Origin of the sequence: Lysinibacillus sp. FSL K6-3209 (assembly GCF_037976175.1) — a bacterium.
Classification (GTDB): domain Bacteria; phylum Bacillota; class Bacilli; order Bacillales_A; family Planococcaceae; genus Lysinibacillus; species Lysinibacillus sphaericus_D.
Window position 1 is genome coordinate 460,077 of the sequence record NZ_CP150264.1, and the last position, 24,668, is coordinate 484,744.

Consider the following 24,668-nt stretch of genomic DNA (forward strand, 5'->3'; position numbering starts at 1 on the left):
ATTTTTCTTTTCAGAATTCCTTTTACGATATGATAAAATAATACTTTAGTGAAATCGGAAGGGAGGGCAGCTCATGCAGAACATCGCTTTACTAGAGAAACAACGCTGTAATTTAATTTTGACGAATAAGGCGAAGGAGGCGGTAGAGGAATGCTCAGCAAATGAGCATGCCTTTTTTGCGTTACAAAAAACATTGACCGTCTATATTGAAAAAAGAAAAGCAAAAACAATTGGCGAAACGTTTTTATCGATTTATTTTAATGCAGAGCATAATGAAAAGTTAGACAGTATATTGGCAGGAAAAACAGCGATTATGGATTGCGTGCTAAAAGTGGAAGGGTTATTAGCAACAAATATTCGTTTTGTACATATGCGTGGTCCAATTAGTACGAATCGTCGTTTACCAGCGGCATTGCAATTTGTCACAAAGCCCAATAATGGCGCTGGTATCCCACTTGATCTTCACACGAAAATTAGAGAGCTACCGATTGCAGAGGAACGGACAGAATATGTGAAAAAGCGTATTGCAAGCTGGGAAGGCTATTTAAAAATTCAAGAACGTGATGCGACAATTGATGATATTCATACGGATTTTAAACAAAGCTACTATAATGAAGATTTCTCACGTTTAACACTTGTATGTCCATATGTGAAGGCGAAGGAATGGAAGCAACTCGAAGGGTTAAGTGTGAGCATCCAAGGGGTACGTGGTGAAATTGGACAAGTGTTAAAAGCGAATGCTGGTAAGCAAACAGTGGAAATTGACTTAAAGCCTTTTGCACAGGAGCAAGCGCGCAAAGACCAGCTAAACTTGCGCTCAAAACAAGTAAGCTTTAGTAATTTTGCGACATTAAGTCAAATTCGACGCTTACGTAACGGCTTTACAAAGCTTGAAAAAGGTGAAGCAGTAAATGCTAACTTAGAGACGATTTTATTCGAAAAGCGTCCGACTGTCCGTACAGCAAAGCTCCGTGAAGATATTGAGTTTCATAATAATTTAAATGAATATCAACGTAAAGCTGTAATTGGCGCATTATCTGTAGAAGATTTGTATGTTATTCAAGGACCCCCTGGAACTGGGAAAACAACGGTTATTTCAGAGATTTGCCAGCAAAACGTAAAAGCAGGCTTAAAAACACTCGTTGCCTCGCAGTCAAACTTAGCTGTAGATAATGCCTTAGGAAGACTTCTCTCCAATCAAGAAATTCGTATTTTACGATATGGCCGAACAGAAAGTATTGAAGAAGAGGGGAAAAAATTCATTGAGGAAAATGTTGCCCTACATTGGCGTGAGCAAACATTAGCTGCTGTTGAAGAAGAAATTACTGCTTTTACTGAACGTGAACAAGAATTACAAGTGAGTATAAGTAAAACAACTGATGAGCTAGCGAAATTGCAAGCGTGGCTCGAAGAACTAACAAAGGAAATTGCTGCTAAGGAGCAAGCGGCAATAGATGAACCGATTTTACAAAAAGAAATACAATCGCTAAAAAAAGAGTTAAAAACGGCAAAAGCGGAAAAAGAAGCGAGTGAAGCACAAAAAGAGCACTATGAAAAACAGCTTGCACAGTTAGCGTCCGCTATTCAATCACAGGAGCAAATAGTAGCTGAATACGCATCTGCTGAACAGTTACAACAAACGATTCAAGATAGCACCATCAAAATAGAGCAATGGCAAACGGCTATTCAATATAAAGAATTACTTGTAGAAAAACAAGAGCTCACAACGCAGTTTCAAGATATTCAAGCGAAATATGAACAAGAAAATAAGCGTTTGCTTTTAATGAAGGAAAGTCAAAATTATATCGGTTCATTAACATCCTATGAACGTATTCAACGGTTTTTACAGCATTATCACGTTCAACCTTCAGCTGTGTTAGCACAGCAAATTCGACGACTAGAGCATTTAGAGGATGCGAAAGATTTAGAAGCATGGGCAACTATTAATACGCGTCTACAAAAAGCAATTGCCAAACTTGAAGCGTTGGTTTCACCTGAAGGGAAAGAGCGGGCGCTTGCGAAAAGTCGGCAACAGCCTGTTCAATCGTTTTCCCTACAAAATTTAAACGGCGTTTTTGCACAGCTAAATGCTTCATTTCAAGAAGGGCAAACACCGTCAGTGGAACAGTTAAAAAGCTATTTACTGGGACTGTATATGCGTCGCGATTTTGTGTGGCAAAAGGGGATGGCACTTCGCCAACAACAGGAGCATAAAGATCGTGAATTTGAGTCGCTCCGCAAAAATATCGCAAGTTTAATACACCAAGAATGTGCGATTACAAGCTTCGATGTACAAAGCTTGCAGCGTCAATTGCAGCCATATTTAACTCATACCGAGCGTTTACAACAACTTGCAAATACATTCCAAGCTGAGGCTATACCAGAAGAATCCGTAGAGCAGTTGAAAATGCTCGTAACTACAACGCAATCCTCTGTGCAAACAGCCCGTCAGCAGTTTCAGGCTGTTGAACAAGCAAATACACAGCTCTTACCGAAAAGAGCGGCACATCAAACAGCTAAGGCAAGCTTACAAGAGATTGACGAAGAGCTATCGCAATTAGAAGAAAAAATTAAAGCCATTAATATAGAAGGACTAAAAAAGGAAAAACAACTAACGGCTTTAACAACATTGCTACAATCCACGCCAGAGCGCACATTAGAAGAAGTGAAGGAAGCTATTCAAACAGCAAATGATAGTTTAGAAGAGCTACATCGAAAACAACAGCAGCTACCTCTACGTAAGAAATTACAAGAGCAATGGCGCGATAAGCTGCAAAACGCCACGGAATATGATTTAGATGAAATTCGTAAATTGTATGTGCGTCATGCCAACGTAATCGGCACAACATGCGTTGCTTCTGCAAGCAAGGAGTTTATGGAAAACTATCCAACGTTTGATGTTGTGATTATTGATGAAGTATCTAAGGCTACACCGCCAGAGCTATTATTACCAATGTTAAAAGGTAAAAAAATAATTTTAGTGGGTGACCATCATCAGTTACCACCATTACTTGGGGATGATACGTTGGAGGAAACGTTGAAAGGCATGCTAGAAGAAAATCCTAATTTTGATGGGGCGCAAGAGTTGAAAAGCTTGCTCCGTGAATCGCTATTTGAGCGATTATTTAATAACCTACCGTCAACACATAAGCAAATGCTTGCATTGCAGTATCGTATGCATGAAAAAATTATGCACAGCATTACACCATTTTACGCCAAGGAAGAAAACGGCCTGCAATGTGGATTACCAGATTCGGATGCAGCCCGTGACCATGGCTTAGAAGGGCAATTTGTCGGTCGTGATGATCATTTGCTATGGATCGATATGCCAGCGGAAAAACCGTTTTTAGAGGAACAAGTTAAGGGCGGCACAAGTCGTTATAATGAAGGAGAATTACAAACAATTCGTCATATTTTAACAGATTTGAATACTGCCGTGATGGAGGCGAAAAAGGCTGGTCGCATACCACAGGATGCACAGAAAAGTGTAGGCGTTATTAGCTTCTATGGCGAGCAGGTGAAGAAAATCAATCGCCTTCTCCAACAGGAATTACAGTTACCACATCTTCAATTTAGAACGGGCACAGTCGATAAGTTCCAAGGGATGGAGATGGATGTCATCTTAGTTAGTATGGTGCGCAATACGCCAAAGGGAGGGGACATTGGCTTTGCGAGAGATTATCGCAGGTTAAATGTCGCACTATCTCGTGCGCGAGAACTGTTAATGCTTGTCGGTAGTGCTGATATGTTTGCAAAACGTGCGAAACATCAAGATACACGTGATATGTACAGCAATCTTTTAACAACGGTGAAATCCTACAATGGCTTACGTAATCATAAAGGACAGGTGATGTAGGGTGTTGAAAATACAGCAACGTTTAATGCGAGAGTTACAGCAAAATCGTCATGTCAAAATAGTAAAATCAACGGATTGGTGTATTCCAATTCGCACCATTGAGGTAACATATGAGCCGATTCGTCGCTCTACGATGGATGTCTTGATGCAAATGCTGTTAATAAGCATGCAGGAAGCGAAGTTTCAAAATGTGCAGGAGTTAAGTGAGCTGTTACTAGTAGACCCATTGTTTATTGAGGATTTAGTATCATTAATGTCTCGCGTGCGCCTTATCGAACAATCGGAGGGCTTCTATACATTAACCCCTAAAGGACAACAACAGTTGGCACGTGGCATTTTCGAAGAGGAGCTAGAAGTCGAAACAGCGACTTTGTTATTTAGTCCATGCCACCAAGCCATACTCCCTGCTGGAGAAGAGGATATAGAGGAGTTTGATGAGTTGCCAGCTCCTTATCGTTATGTTGATAAAGAGGCGGAGCAGCAAGAACAATTTGATGAAGCAATGTTGCTTATTGCTTTACAGCAAGAAGAGCAAGAAGCATCTAGCTCACAGAAAATAATCGAAACCATTGTGACATCAGAAGCGAAACAAATCAATGATATTCCATGTCTAGAATTTCTTCTTTACGATAAGGACCAAGATATTTTCTACGTTCGTGTATGGAATACCTTGTTAAATAAATGGGATGAAGAGTTGGAACGGCAACTTACAGACCAAGAGCAGCCACAATGGCGTGCACAATATTTATAAAATGCGAGAACGAACGGTACAAGTACCGTTCGTTTTTTGTGCATTTAGATAACAGCGTGCAAATTTTATAGCCTGCATATATTACTTACATAAAGGAGGGTCCTAATGATAACGATTAGTTTATGTATGATTGTTAAAAATGAAGAAAGCTTGCTCGAAAGATGTTTGGATTCCGTCCAACATGTAGTGGATGAAATCAATATTATTGATACGGGCTCAACTGATTGTACAAAGGATATTGCACAGCACTATACCTCTAGAATTTTTGATTTTCCGTGGTGCGATGATTTTGCAAAGGCGCGTAATTTTTCCTTCCAGCAAGCAACGAAAGATTATATTTTCTGGCTAGATGCTGATGATGTGCTCACATCTGAAGATCAGCAAAAATTAGTACAATTAAAGCAATTTCTTTATCCAAGCATTGATGCAGTTTCAATGGATTATGTTGTAATGTTAGAGGCGGATGGCACTGTAGCAATGAGTGAAAAAAGATACCGTCTAGTAAAACGTGCACGTCATTATCAGTGGCGAGGAGCAGTACATGAGTTTTTGGATGTAACAGGTAACATCTGTAAAAGTGATGTAGCAGTTGTGCATTTACCAGTAAAGCAGCAAACAGCTCGTAACCTACGCATTTATGAGCGTTTAATTGCAGACGGATATTCATTTGCGCCAAGAGATTTTTTTCACTATGCAAATGAATTAAAACAACACGGTCGTTTTTTAGAAGCGATTAATCACTATCATACATTTTTAGATACAGCACTCGAAACATCTGAGGAACAAGTTCAGGCTTGTTTAAATTTAGCAGATTGCTATGAGCAATTACAAGATACCAAGAATGCGACACAGGCTGTTTTTCAATCATTATTGTATGATCAACCAAAACCGGAAACATGCTGTCGAATCGGCCATCACTTTATGGAGCAATCGAAAAATAAGGAAGCAATTTATTGGTATTCCCAAGCTTTACAAGTAACGCCTTGCACTATCGGCGTTTACAAACGAGCTTACTCAACATGGATACCGCATTATCAATTAAGTCTACTATATGATCGTTTACGGCTTTATGAAAATGCTTATGAACACAATGAAGCAGCACGCCACCATAAACCAAACGATCAACACATACTTGACCATCAACAATATCTTCGCAAACAGCTGAATAGGTGAGTTTGAAATTTTTTCCTGTAATGCACGGTGATATTCGCGGCACGGAGTGAAATACCCGCGGAGCAAAGGCGTTTACCCGCGAAAGGAAGCAGAATACCCGCGGAGCAAAGCACTTTACCCGCGAAGCAAGGCAACACACCATTAAAGCACTATAAACTCCCATAAGTGTAGAAAAAAGAATCTGCCTATACGCCTCTCGTAACAGTAAAGAGTGCTATGCAGATTCTTCTTTTTATTACGATATAAAAATAAATTTATGGGATGATTCCACTTACATATTAATGACTGCCACACGCATCACGTGATTCAGTTTTACACAATCCAATGGAATACCTTAGAACTTATTCAACGATTTCATTTGCATATGAAGAAACCTCAATATAATCTACATAAATCGCGTGACCAATAATAAGTGACAAAACAACAATAATCGTAATAATAATCACATTTCGTGGTCTAAAGTCTTGAGCTTGCATTTTCTTTTCCTCCTTCACAATTTTGTGAATATTATGGCAATTAAATATATGTTAAGGGAATAGGAGTATGCAGTTTTAAAAATACTTTTTATGTAAATGTTTATACAACATAGGCAAATATGAGGAATGGAACGATGAATGATGCAACAGTTAAGAATTTTACTAGCTTATGTATATTTTACTAGATGAAAAAAAGAAAATTCAAGTCGTAACTAATCAATTTCACACAACATTTCTTCTGCGCACATTTATCTGTGTCTACCTATTTTTTTAAAGAGAATGGGCATACATATAAATTGTATGATAAATCATGTTTTGAATATTGAACCAGTTGACTGCAATGAAATTTTAAGGATACTTAATAAAATGTTATATTGCAGATTCAACTGATGTACGTAAGATTTCCAATAACTAGGTTATGTCCATTATGACTCCTAAGTAAGAGTAGCTAAAAAAAATTAACGCTTTACTTGTGGTATATTTAACATGACAGATGTAAGTAAAGGAGTATGAAAATATGGCGAAAAGTTTAGTAATTGCCGAAAAACCATCCGTTGCGCGTGACATCGCAAATGTACTAAAATGCACAAAAAAAGGGAATGGTTTTTTAGAAGGCGACAAATATATTGTGACGTGGGCATTAGGACATCTTGTAACATTAGCGGACCCAGAAGTATATGACGTGAAGTATAAAACATGGAATTTAGAAGATTTACCAATGCTACCAGAACGCATGAAATTGGTTGTAATGAAGCAAACAGGCAAACAATATAATGCGGTCAAATCGCAACTAACTCGTAATGATGTAACAGAAATAATTGTAGCTACGGACGCTGGAAGAGAGGGCGAATTAGTAGCACGCTGGATCATTGAAAAAGCAAACACTAAAAAGCCAATCAAACGTCTATGGATTTCTTCTGTAACCGACAAAGCAATTAAAGAGGGCTTTGCAAATCTTAAGCCAGGCAAAAATTATGAAAATCTATATCATGCTGCTGTAGCTCGTAGTGAAGCTGACTGGTATATCGGATTGAATGCTACACGTGCTTTAACTACACGTTTTAATGCCCAATTAAACTGCGGGCGTGTACAAACACCTGTTGTTGCCATGGTTGCAGCTCGCGAAGATGAAATTAAAAATTTTAAACCTCAAACATATTATGGTATTGAAGCAAAAACAAAAGATGAATTAAAACTTACTTGGCAAGATGCAAAAGGCAATAGCCGTAGCTTTGAAAAAGGTAAAATCGATAACATCATAAAAAAACTAGGTGACAACAACGCAAAGGTTATTGAAGTAGAGCGTAAGCCTAAAAAATCGTTTGCACCTGGGTTGTATGATTTAACAGAATTACAACGCGATGCGAATAAAATTTTTGGTTACTCTGCAAAAGAAACTTTAAATATTATGCAGAAGCTATATGAGCAACATAAAGTATTAACGTATCCTCGTACTGATTCACGATTTATTTCAAGCGATATCGTAGCAACGTTACCTGAACGTCTAAAAGCATGCGGAATTGGGGAATATCGCCCGTTTGCTAACAAAGTATTATCTAAACCTATAAAAGCAACTAAAGCGTTCGTAGATGATTCTAAAGTTTCTGATCACCATGCGATCATTCCAACTGAAGAATACGTAAATTTCGCTAACTTTAATGATAAAGAACGTAAGATTTATGATTTAGTTGTCAAACGTTTCTTAGCGGTATTTTTCCCAGCCCATGAATTTGAACAATTAACGTTACGCGCGAAAATTAGTGATGAAAATTTTGTTGCAAAAGGAAAAACAATCATTGCAGCTGGTTGGAAGGAAGTATATGAAAACCGCTTTGATGATGAGGAATCGAATGACGACTTAAAAGAGCAAGTTTTCCCTCGAATCGAAAATGGCACAACATTAGAAGTTCGTTTAATTGCACAAACATCGGGTCAAACAAAGCCTCCAGCACGTTTCAATGAAGCAACATTACTATCTGCGATGGAAAATCCGACAAAGTATTTAGAGAGTAATGATAAACAGTTAGCCGATACTTTAAAATCAACAGGGGGATTAGGTACTGTAGCAACGCGTGCCGATATTATTGATAAGCTTTTTAATTCCTTTATGATTGAGCAACGAGGCGGGAAAGAAATTTATATTACCTCAAAAGGTCGCCAGTTATTAGATTTAGTGCCTGAAGAATTACGCTCACCTGCAACGACTGCTGAATGGGAACAAAAGTTGGAGTTGATTGCGAAAGGGAAATTAAAGAAAGAAGTATTTATCAATGAAATGAAGCAACACACGAAAAAAATTGTTGCAGAAATCAAATCCAGTGATAAGAAGTATAAGCATGATAATATTTCAACGAAATCATGCCCTGATTGCAACAAACCAATGCTTGAAGTAAACGGTAAGAAAGGTAAGATGCTTGTCTGCCAAGATCGTGAATGTGGATACAAGAAAAACGTAGCTCGCATAACGAACGCACGTTGTCCTCAATGTAAGAAAAAACTAGAGTTACGCGGTGAAGGCGATGGTCAAATCTTCGTATGTAAATGTGGTCACCGTGAAAAACTATCTGCCTTTGAAGCTCGACGCAAAAAAGAAGGTGGCGGAAAAGTGGATAAGCGAAGTGTGCAGAAGTATTTGAAACAACAAGCCAAAGAAGAAGAACCTTTGAATAATCCTTTTGCAGATTTATTAAAAGGCTTTAACTCTGATAATTAAATCATCGGAAGATTTAGGACAATGGGCAAATTCAATGGAATTTGAGTTTGCCCATTGTCTGTTAACTAGTTGTCAAATTTGCAGGATGGGAAAATTAATTCTCACGCTCAATTCTGATCGTAGGTCTCATATCTTCTACCGCTATCGGTATATTATTTGGAATATGAACAGCTAACAAAGCAACCAAATTAAATCCAATCGAAGCGATGAGACACGAGGTATAAAATCGCTATTTAACTGAAATTAAAGTTAAAGAACGTAGCGCTCTTAATGCATTTGATTTGCTCCCTGTTGGATAGACAGATAATCTGTTTATCCAATAGGGAGATATTTTTTTGTCAGTTTTGGGGTTAAGAAACAAATTAGAAAGTCCTCCAATCCGTATTTAGGGTTTTTGCCTAACATTAGTAAAGTAATATTCCTATGTCCACGCGCCATTTCTACACAATAAGAAGTTTGAGTCCACACTTTCTGCTAGCCCTTCTACCTTTCCAATTTCTCTAAAACACCAACTCTCTCTACTAACCGTTATTTTAATCACCTCACTTAAAGACTATGTGAACATTAATTGGTAGACGTACAAAGGAATGACGGGGTCAAAAATGTTAATTGAGGACATAAGAAATAATGAAATTAATTGAAGTTTCCCCTGAAATGCTGAAGTTCGATAAATTATGAGGATTAAAATCAATCATCTCCATTCTATAGTTGGGAGGTGGTTTTTTGTTGGATATTTATATTAATAGAAATATTTGACTGTAATAACAAAACTGTGTTATTTTTTGTATAACAGATTTGCTGTGAATATTACCCAAATTAGTTGGAAGGAGAGGTTCTGATCTAGATTAGTTGAGCTAGACTGCTAAACAAGGTAGAAGCAATGAAATCGATTACTTATCTAAGGGGGCAATTATGAAAAATAAACTATCTGCGGTGTTAGCCGCTACATTAGCATTAACAATAAGTCTACCAACTGGGGCGTTGGCGTTTTCTAACAGTCAGACTGCGGTTGTGGCTAGCCAAGAATTAGCTAGTCAAGAACTAAAAAAGATTGCGGAAGAGAAGGCTGCGCTACTTACGAATACCTATGAGACGACTAGCGTGCAGTATGCGCTAATTGATAATGGTAAACTTGTTTTGTCAGGTCAGACAGGGAAGAATGATATGGAAGGCAAACAGCCGCTGACTAAAGATACTCTATATGGGATTGGTTCAGTCAGTAAAATGTATGCAACTGCGGCTGTTATGAAATTGGTCGATGAAGGAAAAGTCGATTTGGATGCACCTGTTGTCCACTATATTCCTGATTTCAAGATGAAAGACGAGCGTTACAAAAACATTACGCCACGTATGCTATTGAACCATTCCTCTGGCTTGCAAGGTAGTACGTTTAGTAATACTTTTTTATTTAACGATAATGATACTTATGCCCATGATAACTTGTTACAGCAATTGTCCGACCAACAATTGAAGGCTGATCCTGGCGCGTTCTCAGTATACTGCAACGACGGTTTTACGCTAGCTGAGATACTGGTCGAAAGAGTCAGTGGTAAGAGCTTTACGGAATTTATCCATCAACAGTTTACAGAACCTTTAAAGCTAGATCATACGAAAACGCCACAGGACGAATGGGAAAACGATAAGCGGGCAGGACTTTATTTTCCAACGTATCAAGGACAGCTTCCACCTGAATCAGTGAATGTGATTGGTACGGGAGGGATTTCTTCCACTGCCGAAGATGTTGTGCAATTCTCACAAATATTTATGGGGCAGGGAAAAGGAATCCTCTCTGACAAGGCAGTTCAGGCGATGGAGCAAGAGGAATATAAAAAAGGAATGTGGCCAGAGGATGGAGATAGTATTATCAACTATGGTCTTGGTTGGGATAGTGTGAAAATATATCCATTTAATGAATATGGGATAAAGGGTTTGGCTAAAGGCGGCGACACGGGACTGCAACATGCTTCACTGGTCGTACTTCCTGAGCAGAAGATGGCAATGGCTGTGTTATCCTCTGGCGGTAGCAGCATGACAAATCAACTGATGGCGACTGAAATACTGCTCGCTGCGCTTAAAGAGAAAGGCACAATTAAGGACATCAAGCCGAGTAAATCCTTTGGCAAGCCAGTCAAGGACAAAATGCCTGAAGATCTAGCGAAGAAAGCAGGTTTTTACGGCAATAGTTCCGGTCATTTCAAAATAGAGATTACGAAGAATGGCGAACTAATCTTGCCAACTAATCCAGAAGAAAAATATATATATACTGCCGATGGAAGCTTTATGAATGAGAATGGTACCGCCAAGTTCAATTTCGTCACGGAGAAGAATGGACGAACTTATTTAAAGGAGAGCACATATTCGTCGCTGCCAGATTTAGGGCAAATAGCGATTACGCATTATGTAGCCGAGAAACTTGAAGACAATGTGCTACCGAAGGAAACAGCTGCCGCATGGGCAAAGCGAGAAGGCGTCAAGTTTTATCTTGTGAGTGAGAAATTTAGTTCTTTGCTATATTTTGCACCAATCGTGCCTATCCAAATTAATAGCAAGGAAGCGATGGAAGGCTATTGGGGAAGCAGTAAAATTACAGGTCCTAACATGGCGATGCATCAGCTCCAAATACCTGTGATGGGTGGACGTGATACGACGGAAACACGTTTCTATACAGAAGGTGACGATGAGTTTTTAGAGATGTCCGGATTTTTATACGTAAGTGAATCCAACTTAAAACCGCTTGATGCAAGTCAATCCTCCAAAGTTACACTACAAGCGAATGGACATGCGAGATGGTTTACAATCCCTGAAGCGTTAGCAGGGAAAACGATGACCGTGGAGTTACCATCGAATAGTTCATTTGCGGTGTATGATGACAAGGGATTATGTATCAATTTTACGGTTGTAAGCGGTAATAACAAAGTAATACTGCCGAAGAACGGAACGGTTGTATTTGTTGGGGCATCGAATTCGGAATTTGCAATCACGTTGAACTAGCTACAATTCAAGAGCAATTTCATCAAAACCAGTGAGACATCGGAAAGGTGTTTTGCTGGTTTTGCTTGTTTAAGGTTATATCAGCAAATGCTCATTACGGCAAAGTCGACAAAATACCTCATGTATTTTTAAATTGTTTGAGTTGTTTGAGTGACTGGCACGCAAGGAATGAATTTTAACTGGTGTGCATACAGTTATTGTATGTGTTTTACGAAAGTGGTGCATTGTTTTATTCTGTTTAATGTAGTTTATTTTCTTTTTAATGTCATTAAAATTCTTTTTTTAAACTAGACAGTGATTTTTTGTGATGCTATATTTAGAGTGTCATAGTTTTTATAATTAGGAAAATTAAGAAAATGTTAGACCTAGTTATAGGGAACAAAGGGGTAAGTGTTATAAAAGAAGGATGATAGGTGCCTATGGTAAAAAAAACGTTAAAACAAAGAATTGTAGATGCTTCTGTAGTACTGTTTCAGCAAGATGGCTATCATAATGTAACGGTTGAACGCATTGTGGAGTATATTGGCGCATCAAAAGGTGGGTTTTATCATAATTTTAAATCGAAAGATGAATTGTTGTATGAGGTTCATGATGTATTTATTTCCTATGTAATTAAACAGTCACAGGAAGCGTATGACAAATACGATACACCGATTCAACGCTTATGTGCAATGCTTCAAACGCTGACACAAGTGTTTGATGTGTACCAATCTCATATTACCGTATTTTATGAGGAAAGCCGTTCTTTATCAGAAGAATATAGTGCAATCATTCATAAGAAGCGGGATCAATATCGGGATATTTTACAAAAGGTAATTGAAGAAGGGCAGCAGACAAAGGATTTTCGTGCGGAGTTGCCTTGTACAATTGTAACTATGGCCATTGTAGGGATGATTAACTGGACATATATGTGGTTTAAACAAACGGGTCCATTAACAATGGAGGAAATTACAGAAGTATTTACAGATATGATATTACGTGCAATTGTGACAGACCAAGCTATGGAAGAAGCAACTCAATTTATGGTAAAGATGAAGCCAGAAGAACAAGCTGGTTTTATTAATGTTTAATACAGACCGACTAGTCGGTCTAAATTTTGTGTAACTGTCGTCTGAATAAATTCCGCTATGGCAAATTGGATATTAGGGGGAAATGGGAATGAACTTTGAACTAACGAAAGAGCAAGCGATGATTCGAGACATGGTACGTGATTTTGCAGAGAAAGAGATTAAACCTTATGCTCGTGAAGTCGACGAGACATCAACAATGAGAATAGAAAGCTTTGAAAAAATGGCTGAGCTAGGCTTATTGGGTATCCCGTTTCCAGAGGAATATGGTGGTTCTGGAGGAGACACGGTTTCCTATGCAATTGCTGTTGAAGAAATTGGACGTGCGTGTGGTGGTACGGGTTTAAGCTATGCAGCAGCAGTGAGCTTAGGCGCCGCTCCTATTTATAATTTTGGTACGGAAGAGCAAAAGCGTGAATGGCTTGTTCCTTTAGCGAAAGGGGAAACATTAGGTGCTTTTGGCTTAACGGAACCTAATGCGGGGTCTGATGCTGGCGGTACACGTACAACAGCAGTTATAGACGGTGATGATTACGTAATTAACGGTGAAAAATGCTGGATTACTAATGCAGGTCATGCGCGCCAAATTATTGTCACGGCAGTAACAGGTAAACGTGAAGATGGCAAAAAAATCATTTCATCCATTATCGTGCCAACGAACACCCCTGGTGTCACAATCAATTGTAATTATGACAAGATGGGTGTGCGTGGTTCCAATACTTGTGAAATTATTTTGCAAAATGTTCGCGTACCAAGAACGAATTTATTAGGGGACGAAAAACGTGGATTCAGCCAATTTTTAAATACATTAGATGGTGGTCGTATTTCCATAGCCGCGTTATCAGTCGGCATTGCACAGTCTGCATATGAAAAGGCATTAAAATATGCGAACGAAAGAGAGCAATTTGGGGCACCAATTGCCAAGTTTCAAGCAATACAGTTTAAGTTAGCAGATATGGCAATGGAAATTGAGCTAGCTCGTACGCTAGTACATAAAGCAGCGTGGCTTAAAGATCAGAAAAAACCATTTGCTAAAGAGGCAGCGATGGCGAAATTATTTGCTTCTGAGATGGGCTTCCGTACTTGTAATCAAGCCATTCAAATTCATGGTGGTTCAGGTTATATGAAGGAATATGATGTAGAACGTCATTTGCGTGATATTAAGTTAATGGAAATCGGTGAAGGAACATCTGAAATTCAACGTCTCGTTATTTCTCGTCTAATTGGCTGTTAAAAATTAAATAGCATATTTAAGGGGGATTTTCATGGCAGAACTTGTGTATCAAACAATTGGTCAATTGCTCGATGAACAGGCTAAAAAATATCCTAAACATGAAGCGCTCGTGTATGCAGATAGAGACTTGCGGTTGACTTATGAGGAATTAAATCAGCAAAGTCGTTTAGTGGCAAGGGGGTTACTGTCCCTTGGTATTGAAAAAGGGGACCATATTGCCGTGTGGACAACAAATGTTCCAGAGTGGGTACAGTTACAGTTTGGTACAGGAAAAATGGGTGCGCCAATTGTCACTGTCAACACCAATTATCGTGCCCATGAGCTGGAATATTTACTAAGACAATCCGATGCAAAGACGATTATTTTAATCGAAAATTTTCGCGACCATTCTTTTATAAATACACTCCAAGAAATATGTCCTGAGCTTGAACATTGTGAACCGGGTAATTTGCAATCGAAGCGACTACCTCTATTAAAAAATGTTATTTTAATTGGCGAAACAAAATACCCAGGTGTCCTGAATTGGTCAGATGTATTGGCAGCTGCAAAGCAAGTAACAGAGCAGCAATTAGAGCAAATACAGGCTTCATTACATTATGATGATGTCATTAATATTCAATATACTTCAGGAACAACGGGTTTTCCAAAAGGTGTGATGTTAACACATTATAACCTAGTTAATAATGCCGTTAACATCGCTGAATGTATGCGTCTAACTTCAGAAGATCGTTTATGTATTCCTGTGCCATTTTTCCATTGTTTCGGTTGTGTCATCGGTACACTAGCCATTACGACAAGTGGTGGAACAATGGTCCCAGTACAAGAATACGCACCTGAGGAAGTGTTACGAACAGTTGAAAAAGAGAAATGTACAGCATTACATGGTGTACCAACAATGTTTATAAGTGAATTGAATTTACAGAATTTTTCGTCATACGACTTATCGACATTGCGTACGGGCGTAATGGCAGGCTCTAACTGCCCAATCGAAGTCATGAAAGCGGTCATCGAAAAAATGGGGATGACTGACATAACCATTTGTTATGGTCAAACGGAATCTTCACCTGTTATTACACAAACGCGAGCAGATGATCCATTGCATTTAAAAGTAGAGACGGTCGGTCGAGCATTACCAAATCTAGAAGTTAAAATTGTTGTTCCCGGTACAGATGTGGAAGCGCCGATAAACGAGCAAGGAGAGCTTTGTACAAGAGGCTACCATGTGATGAAAGGCTATTATAACAACCAAGAAGAAACTCAACTTGCAATCGATCAAGACGGTTGGCTGCATACGGGTGATTTAGCGACGATGGATGAGGATGGTTATGTCAGAGTAACCGGTCGTTTGAAGGACATGATTATTCGTGGGGGAGAAAATTTATATCCACGTGAAATTGAAGAATTTTTATACACGTTCCCAAAAATTGCAGATGTGCAGGTCGCTGGTGTTCCCGATCCTAAGTATGGAGAAGAAGCGGCAGCATGGATTATTTTACGAGAAGGGGAACAGGCGACAGAAGAAGAAATTCGAGCATTTTGTCGCGATAAAATTTCCAAACATAAAATTCCAAGACATATTTTCTTTATCGATAGCTACCCAATGACTGCTTCAGGAAAAGTACAGAAATTTAAGCTACGCGAAGAATTTCTGGCAGCAGTTAAGGTGAAATAGGAAGGGGGCAACATAATGTTTAAAAAAGTATTAATTGCCAATCGTGGGGAAATTGCTAGACGGGTTATACGCACATGTAAGCGATTAAATATTCTAACGGTTGCGGTCTATTCCGAGGCGGATGCAGAAAGTTTACATGTCAAAGATGCGGATGAAGCATACTGCGTAGGTAAACCACCTGTTGTACAAAGCTATTTAAATATTGAACGCATTCTTGAAATCGCTAAGGAAAGCGGTGCTGATGCCGTACATCCAGGGTATGGCTTACTATCAGAGAACGCTGATTTTGCCAAACGTTGTACGGAGGCAGGACTCGTATTTATTGGGCCAAGTGCAACTGTGATTGCGTCAATGGGCAGTAAATTAGAAGCGCGTAAAACGATGAAAGCTGCGGGTGTACCGATTGTAGAAGGGGTAGAAGCGCCTGTTAAAGATGTAACAGAAGCAGTTGAAATCGCTTCACGCTTAGGTTATCCCATTATGCTTAAAGCCTCTGCTGGTGGTGGTGGCATCGGCATGCAACTGGTGACAGATGCAGAAGAGCTCGCAAAAGCATTCGAGGGTAATCAGAAACGTGCACAATCATTTTTCGGTGATGGCACGATGTACATGGAACGTTTTATTGCAAATCCACATCATGTTGAAGTGCAAATTATTGCAGATAGCAAAGGCAATGTCGTTCCGTTGTTTGAACGAGAATGCTCCATTCAACGACGCAATCAAAAAGTGGTGGAGGAAGCTCCCTCTCCATTTATCTCTGAAGACACGAGAGCAAGGATGTTAGAAGCTTCTGTACAGGCAGTGAAGCATATCGGTTATGTCAATGCAGGAACAATAGAATATTTAGTCGATGCAGAGCAAAATTTTTATTTCTTAGAGATGAATACACGTTTGCAAGTCGAGCATCCCGTCACAGAAGAAATAACAAAACTGGATCTTGTGGAAGAGCAATTAAAAGTAGCTGCGGGACAGTCATTGAGCTTTACACGTGACAGCATTGATAAACAGGGGCATGCCATTGAAGTACGAATTTATGCAGAAAACCCTACAACGTTTTTCCCGTCTCCAGGCAAAATTACAGAATTGGTATTGCCAATAGGTGAAGGCATTCGACATGAATGCGGTGTAGAAGCAGGCACGACGGTGACGCCTTTCTATGATCCAATGATTAGTAAATTAATCGTATGGGGAGATACGCGGGCAATTGCATGTCAACGCCTTATACAGGCACTAAAGGAATATAAAATTGAAGGAATTCAAACAAATATACCGATGCTTTTAAAAACTGTCAGTCACGAGCAATTTTTACAAGGGCATACAACAACAAAATTTGTCGAGGAATTCTATTTACCACAATTAACAGAAACAAAATAAGATATGAGCATTCGTCATGCGTGCTTTAAAGTACGAGATGACGAAAAGATGTTTTCATACTGAGTAGCTTATGCAAAGCGTGGAGTGAGTAAGCATGCGTTACAAAATGATAATCAATGTATGTATTTAAGTGTGATTTAAGCACTTAAATACAGTCATTAACAATTTGGAGGGGTTAATATGGCAACAGTAAAAGCAAGCATGGCAGGAACAGTATGGAAAATCGTAGTGGCAGAAGGAGAAAAGGTGACAGCGGGGCAAGATGTTGCGATTTTAGAGTCCATGAAAATGGAGATTCCTATTGCCGCTGAAGAGGATGGTATTGTCACAAAAATCATCGCGAATGAGGGCGATTTTATTAACGTAGATGATGATATTTTAGAAATTGAATAGGGAGGCATTTCTATGCACTTACCGAAGCATGTTACGTTGAAGGAAGTTGGTCCTCGTGATGGTCTGCAAAATGAAAAGGTACACATCGCAACTGAAGATAAAATACAGCTAGTCAATTTACTTAGTCAGTCGGGATTAAATTATATAGAAGTAACGTCTTTTGTTCATCCGAAGTGGATTCCACAATTGGCAGATGCGGTAGAAGTGTTGCAAGCGATTAAGCGAGAAAAAGATATAACGTACGCAGCCCTTGTGCCGAATATGCGAGGACTAGAACGTGCATTGCTAGCGGGCATTGATGAAGCAAGCATTTTTATGTCGGCAAGTGAAAGCCATAACCAAAAAAATATTAACAAAACAATACTTGAAACATTGCCAATCTTGAAGGAAGTAGTTATTGGGGCAAAGGCTGAAAACAAGCACGTACGCGGTTATATTTCAACAGTAATTGGTTGCCCTTACGAGGGTTACATACACCCAGAAAAGGTTTTACAAGTTACAGATAAATTATTAGAAATGGGCGTTGATGAAATATCGCTAGGGGATACAATCGGTGTCGGCGTACCGACACAAGTTGAGTATCTTTTAGAAGAGCTGTTAAAGAGATATCCGGTTGAAAAATTTGCCATGCATTTTCATGATACGCGTGGTACAGCACTTGCCAATATTACGAAATCCTTAGAAATGGGGATTACAAAATTTGATAGTTCCCTTGGTGGTTTAGGAGGTTGTCCTTATGCAAAAGGGGCAACCGGCAATGTTGCCACAGAAGATTTGCTGTATCTATTAGACGGCATGGGCATAGCAACCAGCGTTAACATGGAAAAGTTGCTAGATGCAGTACGATTTATCGAACAGAGGCTAGGGAAGGACGTTGCATCTAAGCAAATGGCAATTGTTCGTAATGAAGGGAGTGCGAATGTCACGTGACACAACAACTCGTTCAATTTGATGTATTACCAGGTAATATCGGGCTTATTACACTTTCTAGACCCGAAGCTGCAAATGCCATGTCCGTACAATTACTAAACGACCTTAGTGCGACGCTAGATAAAATAAATGCTGATCCAGCAGTGCGGGTTGTTTTACTAACGGGTGCAGGAGAAAAGGCATTTTGTGCAGGTGCTGATTTAAAAGAACGCAATGGTATGTCCGACCGACAAGTAAAGCAAATTGTACAACGAATCGGCACAACCATTGCGAAAGTTGAAGCATTGGCGCAACCTGTGATTGCCGTGTTAAATGGCGTTGCATTTGGGGGCGGGCTAGAACTTGCTTTAGCTTGTGATTTACGGGTAGCAGCTACACATATAAAAGTGGGACTTACGGAAACTTCACTTGGCATTATTCCTGGGGCAGGAGGAACACAGCGCTTACCGCGACTTATCGGCATTGGAAAAGCAAAGGAACTAATTTATACAGCACGTCGAATTGATGCCGTGGAAGCACAGCGTTTTGGTATTGTGGAATATGTCTATGAGGGGCATGAAGTGCAGGAAAGAGCGCTTCAACTTGCACTGGAAATGGCGAAAAATGCGCCGCTATCATTGATTCAGGCGAAAAATGCTATCAATAATGGGATGGAAGTAGATTTGGCTACAGGCTTGAAAATTGAATCACTGGCCTATAGTGCATTGATTCCAACGGAAGATCGTTTGGAGGGCTTACGAGCTTTCCAAGAAAAAAGAGCACCGCAATACTTAGGGAAGTAATGGACTGCAAAGGGGGAATGGAACATGAGTAATGTATCTACAGAAAACACATCCAATGCGATGAAAGATCAAATTTTAGCAGGGGGTTTGCCAAAATATCACGATAAAAATGCACAACAAGGCAAGCTATTTGTCCGAGAGCGCTTGGAATTATTATTAGATGATGGACTTCAATCAGAGGATGGGCTATACGCAAACTGTTTAGCAGGTGATTTACCGGCAGATGGTGTCATTACAGGAATCGGTAAAATCCATGGTCGTACAGTATGTGTGTTAGCCAATGATTCAACCATTAAAGCAGGATCTTGGGGAAAACGAACTGTCGAAAAAATGATTCGTATTCAAGAAACGGCGGAGAAGCTAAATTGTCCATTATTTTATTTAGTCGATTCGGCAGGTGCGCGTATTACAGACCAACTAGAGATGTTCCCAGGGCGTCGTGGCGCAGGACGTATTTTCTACAATCAGGTGAAGCTTTCTGGTAAAGTGCCACAAATTTGCTTGTTGTTTGGGCCTTCAGCAGCAGGTGGCGCTTATATTCCTGCATTTTCTGATATTGTGGTGATGGTGGAAGGTAATGCCTCCATGTATTTAGGGTCACCGCGTATGGCGGAAATGGTGATTGGTGAAAAGGTAGATTTAGAGACAATGGGTGGCGCGAAAATGCACTGTTCCGTATCTGGCTGTGGGGACGTGCTTGTAAAAACAGAGCAGGAAGCGATTGCTTATGCTCGTAAATACTTGAGCTATTTTCCGAATAACTATGCTGAGCGTAGCAAAGTCGAAGCACCAAAGCCACCAGCATCTTTTGAAAAATCAATTGAAGACTTAATACCTAAAAATCAGAACTCGCCGTTTGATATGTATCAGTTAATTGAGCGATTGATTGATGAAGATTCATTTTGTGAAATAAAGAAATTATTTGCTTCAGAATTAATAACAGGGCTTGGGCGCATTAATGGACAATCAGTAGGGATTATAGCCAACCAACCACGTGTGAAGGGTGGCGTATTGTTCCACGATTCGGCAGATAAAGCGGCAAAATTTATTTCGTTATGTGATGCTTTTAATATACCGCTTATTTTCCTTGTAGATGTGCCGGGCTTTATGATTGGCACACAAGTTGAAAAGGCGGGTATTATCCGTCATGGTGCCAAAATGATTTTTGCCATGAGTGAGGCAACTGTACCAAAGCTAACTGTAATTGTTCGTAAGGCGTATGGTGCGGGACTCTATGCTATGGCAGGCCCAGCCTTTGAACCGGATTGTTGTATTGCCTTATCGAGCGCACAAATTGCGGTAATGGGTCCAGAGGCAGCGATAAATGCAGTATATGCCAATAAAATTGCGGAATTGCCGAAAGAGGAACAAGCTAGCTTTATTGCGGAAAAACGGAAAGAGTATCAAGAGGAAATTGACATTTATCGCTTAGCATCTGAGCTAATTATTGATGATGTCATTGAGCCGAATGACTTACGTAGAGCACTTGAAACACGTTTGGAGTTGTATATGTCAAAATACTTGTTATTTTCACAACGAAAACATGGTGTAAATCCTGTCTAAGAGGATTTACTTAAATGCACCCAGTTCATGCTGGTGTGCATTTTTTGATATATTTCACCCCTTGCATGGGTATGGGCAGACATATTAAAATATGGGATGGATAAGAGGAAGTGGGTGAATTAGCATGGTAAAAAATAATATACCTAGTATTCAAGATGATGCCAAGCTACCATTACCATATCGCGCGTGGATTGATACGTATTACATACAGCTTAAAGTAATAGGCTGGGTATTTTTCAGCTTTTACACATTTATCGCCTTTTACAAATTAGTCATTAATCGCTTAGTGAATGTCAGTGTTAGTTTGTTCCGAGGCGAAAATACTTTAAGTGAAATTGGTTTATTTGATTATAGTAGCTGGCGCGTAACGACAAATTTTATACCGTTTGAAACGATTTTACGTTATATCAACTACTCCCATTATTTTAATTTAGATTTAATTATCCTAAACTTATTAGGCAATTTGTTAATATTTACACCGATGGGCTTTTTGTTACCATTACTATCAAAGCGCTTTCGGAAGGTGTGGATTGTAGTTTGTGCAGGCTTTTTCTCAAGCCTTGCTGTGGAAACAGTCCAGTTTATTTTCAGGGTAGGTTCTGCGGATGTCGATGACTTGATTTTAAATACGCTAGGCGCTTGGTTTGGATACTTAGCTTACAAATGTATTCTCATTTTTCCAAAAAGAAACGTTTAAAAAAGAAGAGGAAAAAACAGTCCGTTTATGTATGGGCTGTTTTTTATTGTTATGTTTACACTATTTACCACGTGTTTAAAGTGATAAAATTTATTGAAACTAAATTATAAAGTAATAAAGAAATGGAATGCTCACTGAAAAAATGGATTTTCACAGTGTCTTTTTACCTATCTGATAATTGGATTATTGTTTCTTTAGGAGGTTAGTATCAATTTACACTTGAATTTATAATGGAAAATTCCGATAATAAGAGTACAGAATGCTTTTGTTCGAATAAAAATAGTTATGAGTGAATTGTTCATATTTACGATGTAACTTGCATATTAAAAAAGAAAGTCGAGGTGATGTTATGAAACTATCAAATGTAATAGAACAAGAAAGACAATCAGCCTTTTATAATCGAAAAAAGATTCTTCAGCGTAAAGAGGCTGGTGATGCTTATCGTAAAAATGCACAGTATTTCCAACCGAAAAAAAATCCCATTTTGCAAGAGCTCGAAAATCTTTTATTAGGACGCACAGATCAAGATTTATATGAGCAACATAAAGAAGAAGCGAAAGATGTAACGCCACAACAACAAGCTATGATTCAAGACTTACAACAAGCAGAGAAAAGTGTAAGAGCACATGAGCAAGCTTATAAAGCAGTTGGCAGTGAGGCTGATGATTTGTTATTGTCTTCAGAAGTGAATGCTGAGGGATCTATAGCATTAGATGATTCATCGATTGTTGCACTTGATAAAGATAGTGGTGATGTCGATACGTTGCAAATTTTACAGCAGGTTCGAAGTGCGGCACTTGCGCCAACTGTCCCATCTTCACAGGATTTACGTGTAGCGGCTAGTGCAGATACTCAAATACAACAAATTCAGGCAAAGTTAGATGGAATAGAGTTGGATGAAGCAGAACTAGAACCAGCTTATGTTACGGAAACGATAGATGTAAAGGTGCCAGAGCGATTTGCGAAGGCATTGAAATTGGACCCATTTGCAGATACAATTTTCGGTAAGAGTTATGAAGAGGCATTGAAGGTACACACATTTAAACTGGCGTCTGCAACATATGCAGCACATATTAAAATGGCTAAAAACGGTTATCTTTTTGGGGATAACTCGTTGTTTTCAATGACAGCTTAATAGTGTAGATAGGGGATTTTATTGTGGCAAAGGCAAAGCATACGAAAACAAATGCGATTAGACTATTAGAGCAGCAAAAAATACAATTTGATGTATTGGAATACGAAACAGGTGACGGTCAAGTAGATGGGGTTTCAGTGGCTGAAAAAATTGGTCATCCTGTGTCCTGTGTCTTTAAAACATTAGTCGCAAAGGCGAGCGCCCAAAAGCTATTTGTTTTTGTCATTCCAGTTGCGGAAGAATTGGATTTAAAAGCTGCGGCTAAAGTTGTTGGAGAGAAGAAGATTGAGATGCTAGCAGTAAAGGAGCTTCTAGGTTATACAGGCTATATTCGTGGTGGCTGCTCACCTGTCGGCATGAAAAAACTGTATCCGACGGTTGTGGATGCATCTGCACGGGAACAAGGAAGTATTATTGTTAGTGCAGGAAAAATCGGCATGCAAATGCATATACAACTAGATGATTTACTCGCCGTAACAAAGGCGCAACTGGCACCAATTACAACTATCCAAGAATAATCTTGGATAGTTTTTTAGTGTCAGGCACTCACGCAATTCTCACACAATTCTCGCACAATTAAAACCTTCTTTCATTTTTTTCTTTGATAGTTCATATACTGTCATGGCATAAAAAAAGGAGGAGCGACATTGAACGGAAATGTGACCTACTATTTTGGACACGCACTTACGGGGCAAGGAGTCAAACATTTATATAAAGAAATGATGGACGAAGCGGAACTCGTTTATGTTCTGCAAGGCGCATCAACGTTTAAAGGGTCAGAGCTTCTAAAGGAGCTTGGTTATTTTTATGTAAAACAGGGCTTTGCAGTAGAGTGGTTTCAACACGCATTGTTAGAGAACGTAATAGAAGGAGTCTTTGTTAGAGGTTGTAATCGACTTTTTGTTTGGACTTCAACATGGGGTATTGAACCAACTTTACTTGGTACGAAGCATCGCGTGCTGTCCTTTTATGATTGCCTAGAAGAACAACAGCTTGAAAAAATAGGTGAAAAGCTGGCTGCTGCGATAAAAGAGCGAGATTTGTGGCGTGAGAAGTGTATTACAATGCTTGAAATTGCAAAAAAAATACATGATGACTGGGAAGTTGTCACGCAAAGTTGCATGGACTGGCAAGCGTTAGATGAACAAGTTGCCCGATTAAAGTCAACTATTTTCCAATCCATTGTGTTAAATAAAACAGGCCGACGTACACATCGACTATTAGGAACACTTACACCTCGTGGAGCAGAAAATACAGTAGACAGCATGACAAAAAATTTAACAAGACGATTGATGATTAAAGGGAAGCCCGGTACAGGTAAATCTTCATTAATGAAAGGATTGGCTGATGAAGCAAATGCAAGGGGATTAGATGCACAAATTGTTTGGTGTGGCTTAGATGCTGGATCAGTGGATATGGTCATCATACCAGAATTAAATTTTTGTATATTTGATAGCACAGAACCGCATGTATTTAATCCACAGGATGGAAGATTAGGCGATGAAATTTTTGATATGGGTCAGCATTGTAAGCTATCAGAGCAAGCCGAAGCTCAAATTGAAGATATCCGTGTGAAATATAAAAGTGCCATGCAAGATGCAATTGGTTATACGACGCGTTATGCTGAAGCGGAGAAAACGATTCGCCAGCTAATGGATCATTGTGTATCGACTGCGATATGGCGTGAAAAAACAGCACCTTTATTTGAAAGATTAGCAAAGTAATTTATTCTAATTGCACGCTTATGCTACACTATGGGTAGACTAGTCAATCTTCAATTAATAGCTAATTGCTCAAGAACAATCGATGCAAGTGACCCCTTAGTTGCAAAGATGTTCAAAAGCTAGCTAAATGAAGAGAA

18 protein-coding genes are annotated in these 24,668 nt (G+C 39.2%); 17 read left to right on the top strand and 1 reads right to left on the bottom strand.

What is annotated here, in order from left to right; all coding sequences use genetic code 11:
• Positions 1 to 73 precede the first annotated feature (73 nt).
• From MHH88_RS02340 to MHH88_RS02350, 3 genes are all read left to right on the top strand, one after another.
• Positions 74 to 3,856 carry an AAA domain-containing protein gene (locus MHH88_RS02340; RefSeq protein WP_339261362.1) on the top strand — a complete coding sequence of 1,261 codons (3,783 nt, stop codon included), beginning with the start codon at positions 74 to 76 and terminating at the stop codon, positions 3,854 to 3,856.
• 1 nt (position 3,857) lies between these two features.
• Positions 3,858 to 4,607: a hypothetical protein gene (locus tag MHH88_RS02345; RefSeq protein WP_069512910.1), complete on the top strand. Its 750-nt coding sequence runs from the start codon at positions 3,858 to 3,860 to the stop codon at positions 4,605 to 4,607.
• Positions 4,608 to 4,712: 105 nt separating this feature from the next.
• The gene (locus MHH88_RS02350) at positions 4,713 to 5,780 is read left to right on the top strand and encodes a glycosyltransferase (RefSeq protein WP_339261364.1); all 1,068 of its coding nucleotides are present in this window, start codon (positions 4,713 to 4,715) and stop codon (positions 5,778 to 5,780) included.
• 341 nt (positions 5,781 to 6,121) lie between these two features.
• Here the strand turns inward: MHH88_RS02350 and MHH88_RS02355 are convergent, their stop codons facing one another.
• Complete coding sequence (locus MHH88_RS02355) at positions 6,122 to 6,256, bottom strand: hypothetical protein (RefSeq protein ID WP_256093212.1); 135 nt, start codon at positions 6,254 to 6,256, stop codon at positions 6,122 to 6,124.
• 517 nt (positions 6,257 to 6,773) lie between these two features.
• Between MHH88_RS02355 and MHH88_RS02360 the strand changes: the two genes are divergently transcribed.
• From MHH88_RS02360 to MHH88_RS02425, 14 genes are all read left to right on the top strand, one after another.
• Positions 6,774 to 8,969, top strand: a complete 2,196-nt coding sequence (locus MHH88_RS02360) for a DNA topoisomerase III (protein WP_339261367.1) — start codon at positions 6,774 to 6,776, stop codon at positions 8,967 to 8,969.
• A 912-nt stretch (positions 8,970 to 9,881) separates the two neighbouring features.
• Complete coding sequence (locus tag MHH88_RS02365; RefSeq protein ID WP_339261369.1) at positions 9,882 to 11,960, top strand: serine hydrolase domain-containing protein; 2,079 nt, start codon at positions 9,882 to 9,884, stop codon at positions 11,958 to 11,960.
• Positions 11,961 to 12,379: 419 nt separating this feature from the next.
• Positions 12,380 to 13,030 (top strand): TetR/AcrR family transcriptional regulator, encoded by a 651-nt coding sequence (locus tag MHH88_RS02370; RefSeq protein WP_069512905.1) that lies wholly within the window; start codon positions 12,380 to 12,382, stop codon positions 13,028 to 13,030.
• An 88-nt stretch (positions 13,031 to 13,118) separates the two neighbouring features.
• On the top strand, positions 13,119 to 14,261 hold the full coding sequence (locus MHH88_RS02375) for an acyl-CoA dehydrogenase (RefSeq protein WP_024362792.1): 1,143 nt from the start codon (positions 13,119 to 13,121) through the stop codon (positions 14,259 to 14,261).
• Positions 14,262 to 14,292: 31 nt separating this feature from the next.
• Positions 14,293 to 15,933, top strand: a complete 1,641-nt coding sequence (locus MHH88_RS02380) for an AMP-binding protein (protein ID WP_339261372.1) — start codon at positions 14,293 to 14,295, stop codon at positions 15,931 to 15,933.
• A 15-nt stretch (positions 15,934 to 15,948) separates the two neighbouring features.
• Positions 15,949 to 17,307 (top strand): acetyl-CoA carboxylase biotin carboxylase subunit, encoded by a 1,359-nt coding sequence (locus MHH88_RS02385; protein ID WP_069512903.1) that lies wholly within the window; start codon positions 15,949 to 15,951, stop codon positions 17,305 to 17,307.
• Between the two features lie 180 nt (positions 17,308 to 17,487).
• Positions 17,488 to 17,700, top strand: a complete 213-nt coding sequence (locus MHH88_RS02390; protein ID WP_107896025.1) for an acetyl-CoA carboxylase biotin carboxyl carrier protein subunit — start codon at positions 17,488 to 17,490, stop codon at positions 17,698 to 17,700.
• Between the two features lie 12 nt (positions 17,701 to 17,712).
• Positions 17,713 to 18,630 carry a hydroxymethylglutaryl-CoA lyase gene (locus tag MHH88_RS02395; protein WP_103977493.1) on the top strand — a complete coding sequence of 306 codons (918 nt, stop codon included), beginning with the start codon at positions 17,713 to 17,715 and terminating at the stop codon, positions 18,628 to 18,630.
• A complete protein-coding gene (locus MHH88_RS02400; RefSeq protein WP_103977492.1) occupies positions 18,627 to 19,412 on the top strand; it encodes an enoyl-CoA hydratase in 786 nt (261 codons plus the stop codon). The genes MHH88_RS02395 and MHH88_RS02400 overlap by 4 nt, the downstream gene beginning before the upstream one ends.
• A 24-nt stretch (positions 19,413 to 19,436) precedes the next feature.
• Entirely contained in the window at positions 19,437 to 20,975 is a 1,539-nt protein-coding gene (locus tag MHH88_RS02405) for an acyl-CoA carboxylase subunit beta (protein WP_339261378.1), read from the top strand.
• 124 nt (positions 20,976 to 21,099) lie between these two features.
• Positions 21,100 to 21,672 (top strand): VanZ family protein, encoded by a 573-nt coding sequence (locus MHH88_RS02410; RefSeq protein ID WP_069512899.1) that lies wholly within the window; start codon positions 21,100 to 21,102, stop codon positions 21,670 to 21,672.
• A 349-nt stretch (positions 21,673 to 22,021) separates the two neighbouring features.
• Positions 22,022 to 22,807 carry a putative metalloprotease CJM1_0395 family protein gene (locus MHH88_RS02415; RefSeq protein ID WP_339261381.1) on the top strand — a complete coding sequence of 262 codons (786 nt, stop codon included), beginning with the start codon at positions 22,022 to 22,024 and terminating at the stop codon, positions 22,805 to 22,807.
• Positions 22,808 to 22,830: 23 nt separating this feature from the next.
• Positions 22,831 to 23,325 carry a Cys-tRNA(Pro) deacylase gene (gene ybaK / locus MHH88_RS02420; RefSeq protein ID WP_069512897.1) on the top strand — a complete coding sequence of 165 codons (495 nt, stop codon included), beginning with the start codon at positions 22,831 to 22,833 and terminating at the stop codon, positions 23,323 to 23,325.
• A gap of 129 nt (positions 23,326 to 23,454) precedes the next feature.
• A complete protein-coding gene (locus MHH88_RS02425; protein ID WP_339261383.1) occupies positions 23,455 to 24,531 on the top strand; it encodes a nucleotide kinase in 1,077 nt (358 codons plus the stop codon).
• Positions 24,532 to 24,668 lie beyond the last annotated feature (137 nt).

Coding starts and splice junctions, on each gene's coding strand:
- MHH88_RS02340 (WP_339261362.1), top strand. CDS start 74: ATGCAGAACATCGCTTTACTAGAGAAACAACGCTGTAATTTAATTTTG.
- MHH88_RS02350 (WP_339261364.1), top strand. CDS start 4,713: ATGATAACGATTAGTTTATGTATGATTGTTAAAAATGAAGAAAGCTTG.
- MHH88_RS02355 (WP_256093212.1), bottom strand. CDS start 6,256: ATGCAAGCTCAAGACTTTAGACCACGAAATGTGATTATTATTACGATT.
- MHH88_RS02360 (WP_339261367.1), top strand. CDS start 6,774: ATGGCGAAAAGTTTAGTAATTGCCGAAAAACCATCCGTTGCGCGTGAC.
- MHH88_RS02365 (WP_339261369.1), top strand. CDS start 9,882: ATGAAAAATAAACTATCTGCGGTGTTAGCCGCTACATTAGCATTAACA.
- MHH88_RS02370 (WP_069512905.1), top strand. CDS start 12,380: ATGGTAAAAAAAACGTTAAAACAAAGAATTGTAGATGCTTCTGTAGTA.
- MHH88_RS02375 (WP_024362792.1), top strand. CDS start 13,119: ATGAACTTTGAACTAACGAAAGAGCAAGCGATGATTCGAGACATGGTA.
- MHH88_RS02380 (WP_339261372.1), top strand. CDS start 14,293: ATGGCAGAACTTGTGTATCAAACAATTGGTCAATTGCTCGATGAACAG.
- MHH88_RS02385 (WP_069512903.1), top strand. CDS start 15,949: ATGTTTAAAAAAGTATTAATTGCCAATCGTGGGGAAATTGCTAGACGG.
- MHH88_RS02390 (WP_107896025.1), top strand. CDS start 17,488: ATGGCAACAGTAAAAGCAAGCATGGCAGGAACAGTATGGAAAATCGTA.
- MHH88_RS02395 (WP_103977493.1), top strand. CDS start 17,713: ATGCACTTACCGAAGCATGTTACGTTGAAGGAAGTTGGTCCTCGTGAT.
- MHH88_RS02405 (WP_339261378.1), top strand. CDS start 19,437: ATGAGTAATGTATCTACAGAAAACACATCCAATGCGATGAAAGATCAA.
- MHH88_RS02410 (WP_069512899.1), top strand. CDS start 21,100: ATGGTAAAAAATAATATACCTAGTATTCAAGATGATGCCAAGCTACCA.
- MHH88_RS02415 (WP_339261381.1), top strand. CDS start 22,022: ATGAAACTATCAAATGTAATAGAACAAGAAAGACAATCAGCCTTTTAT.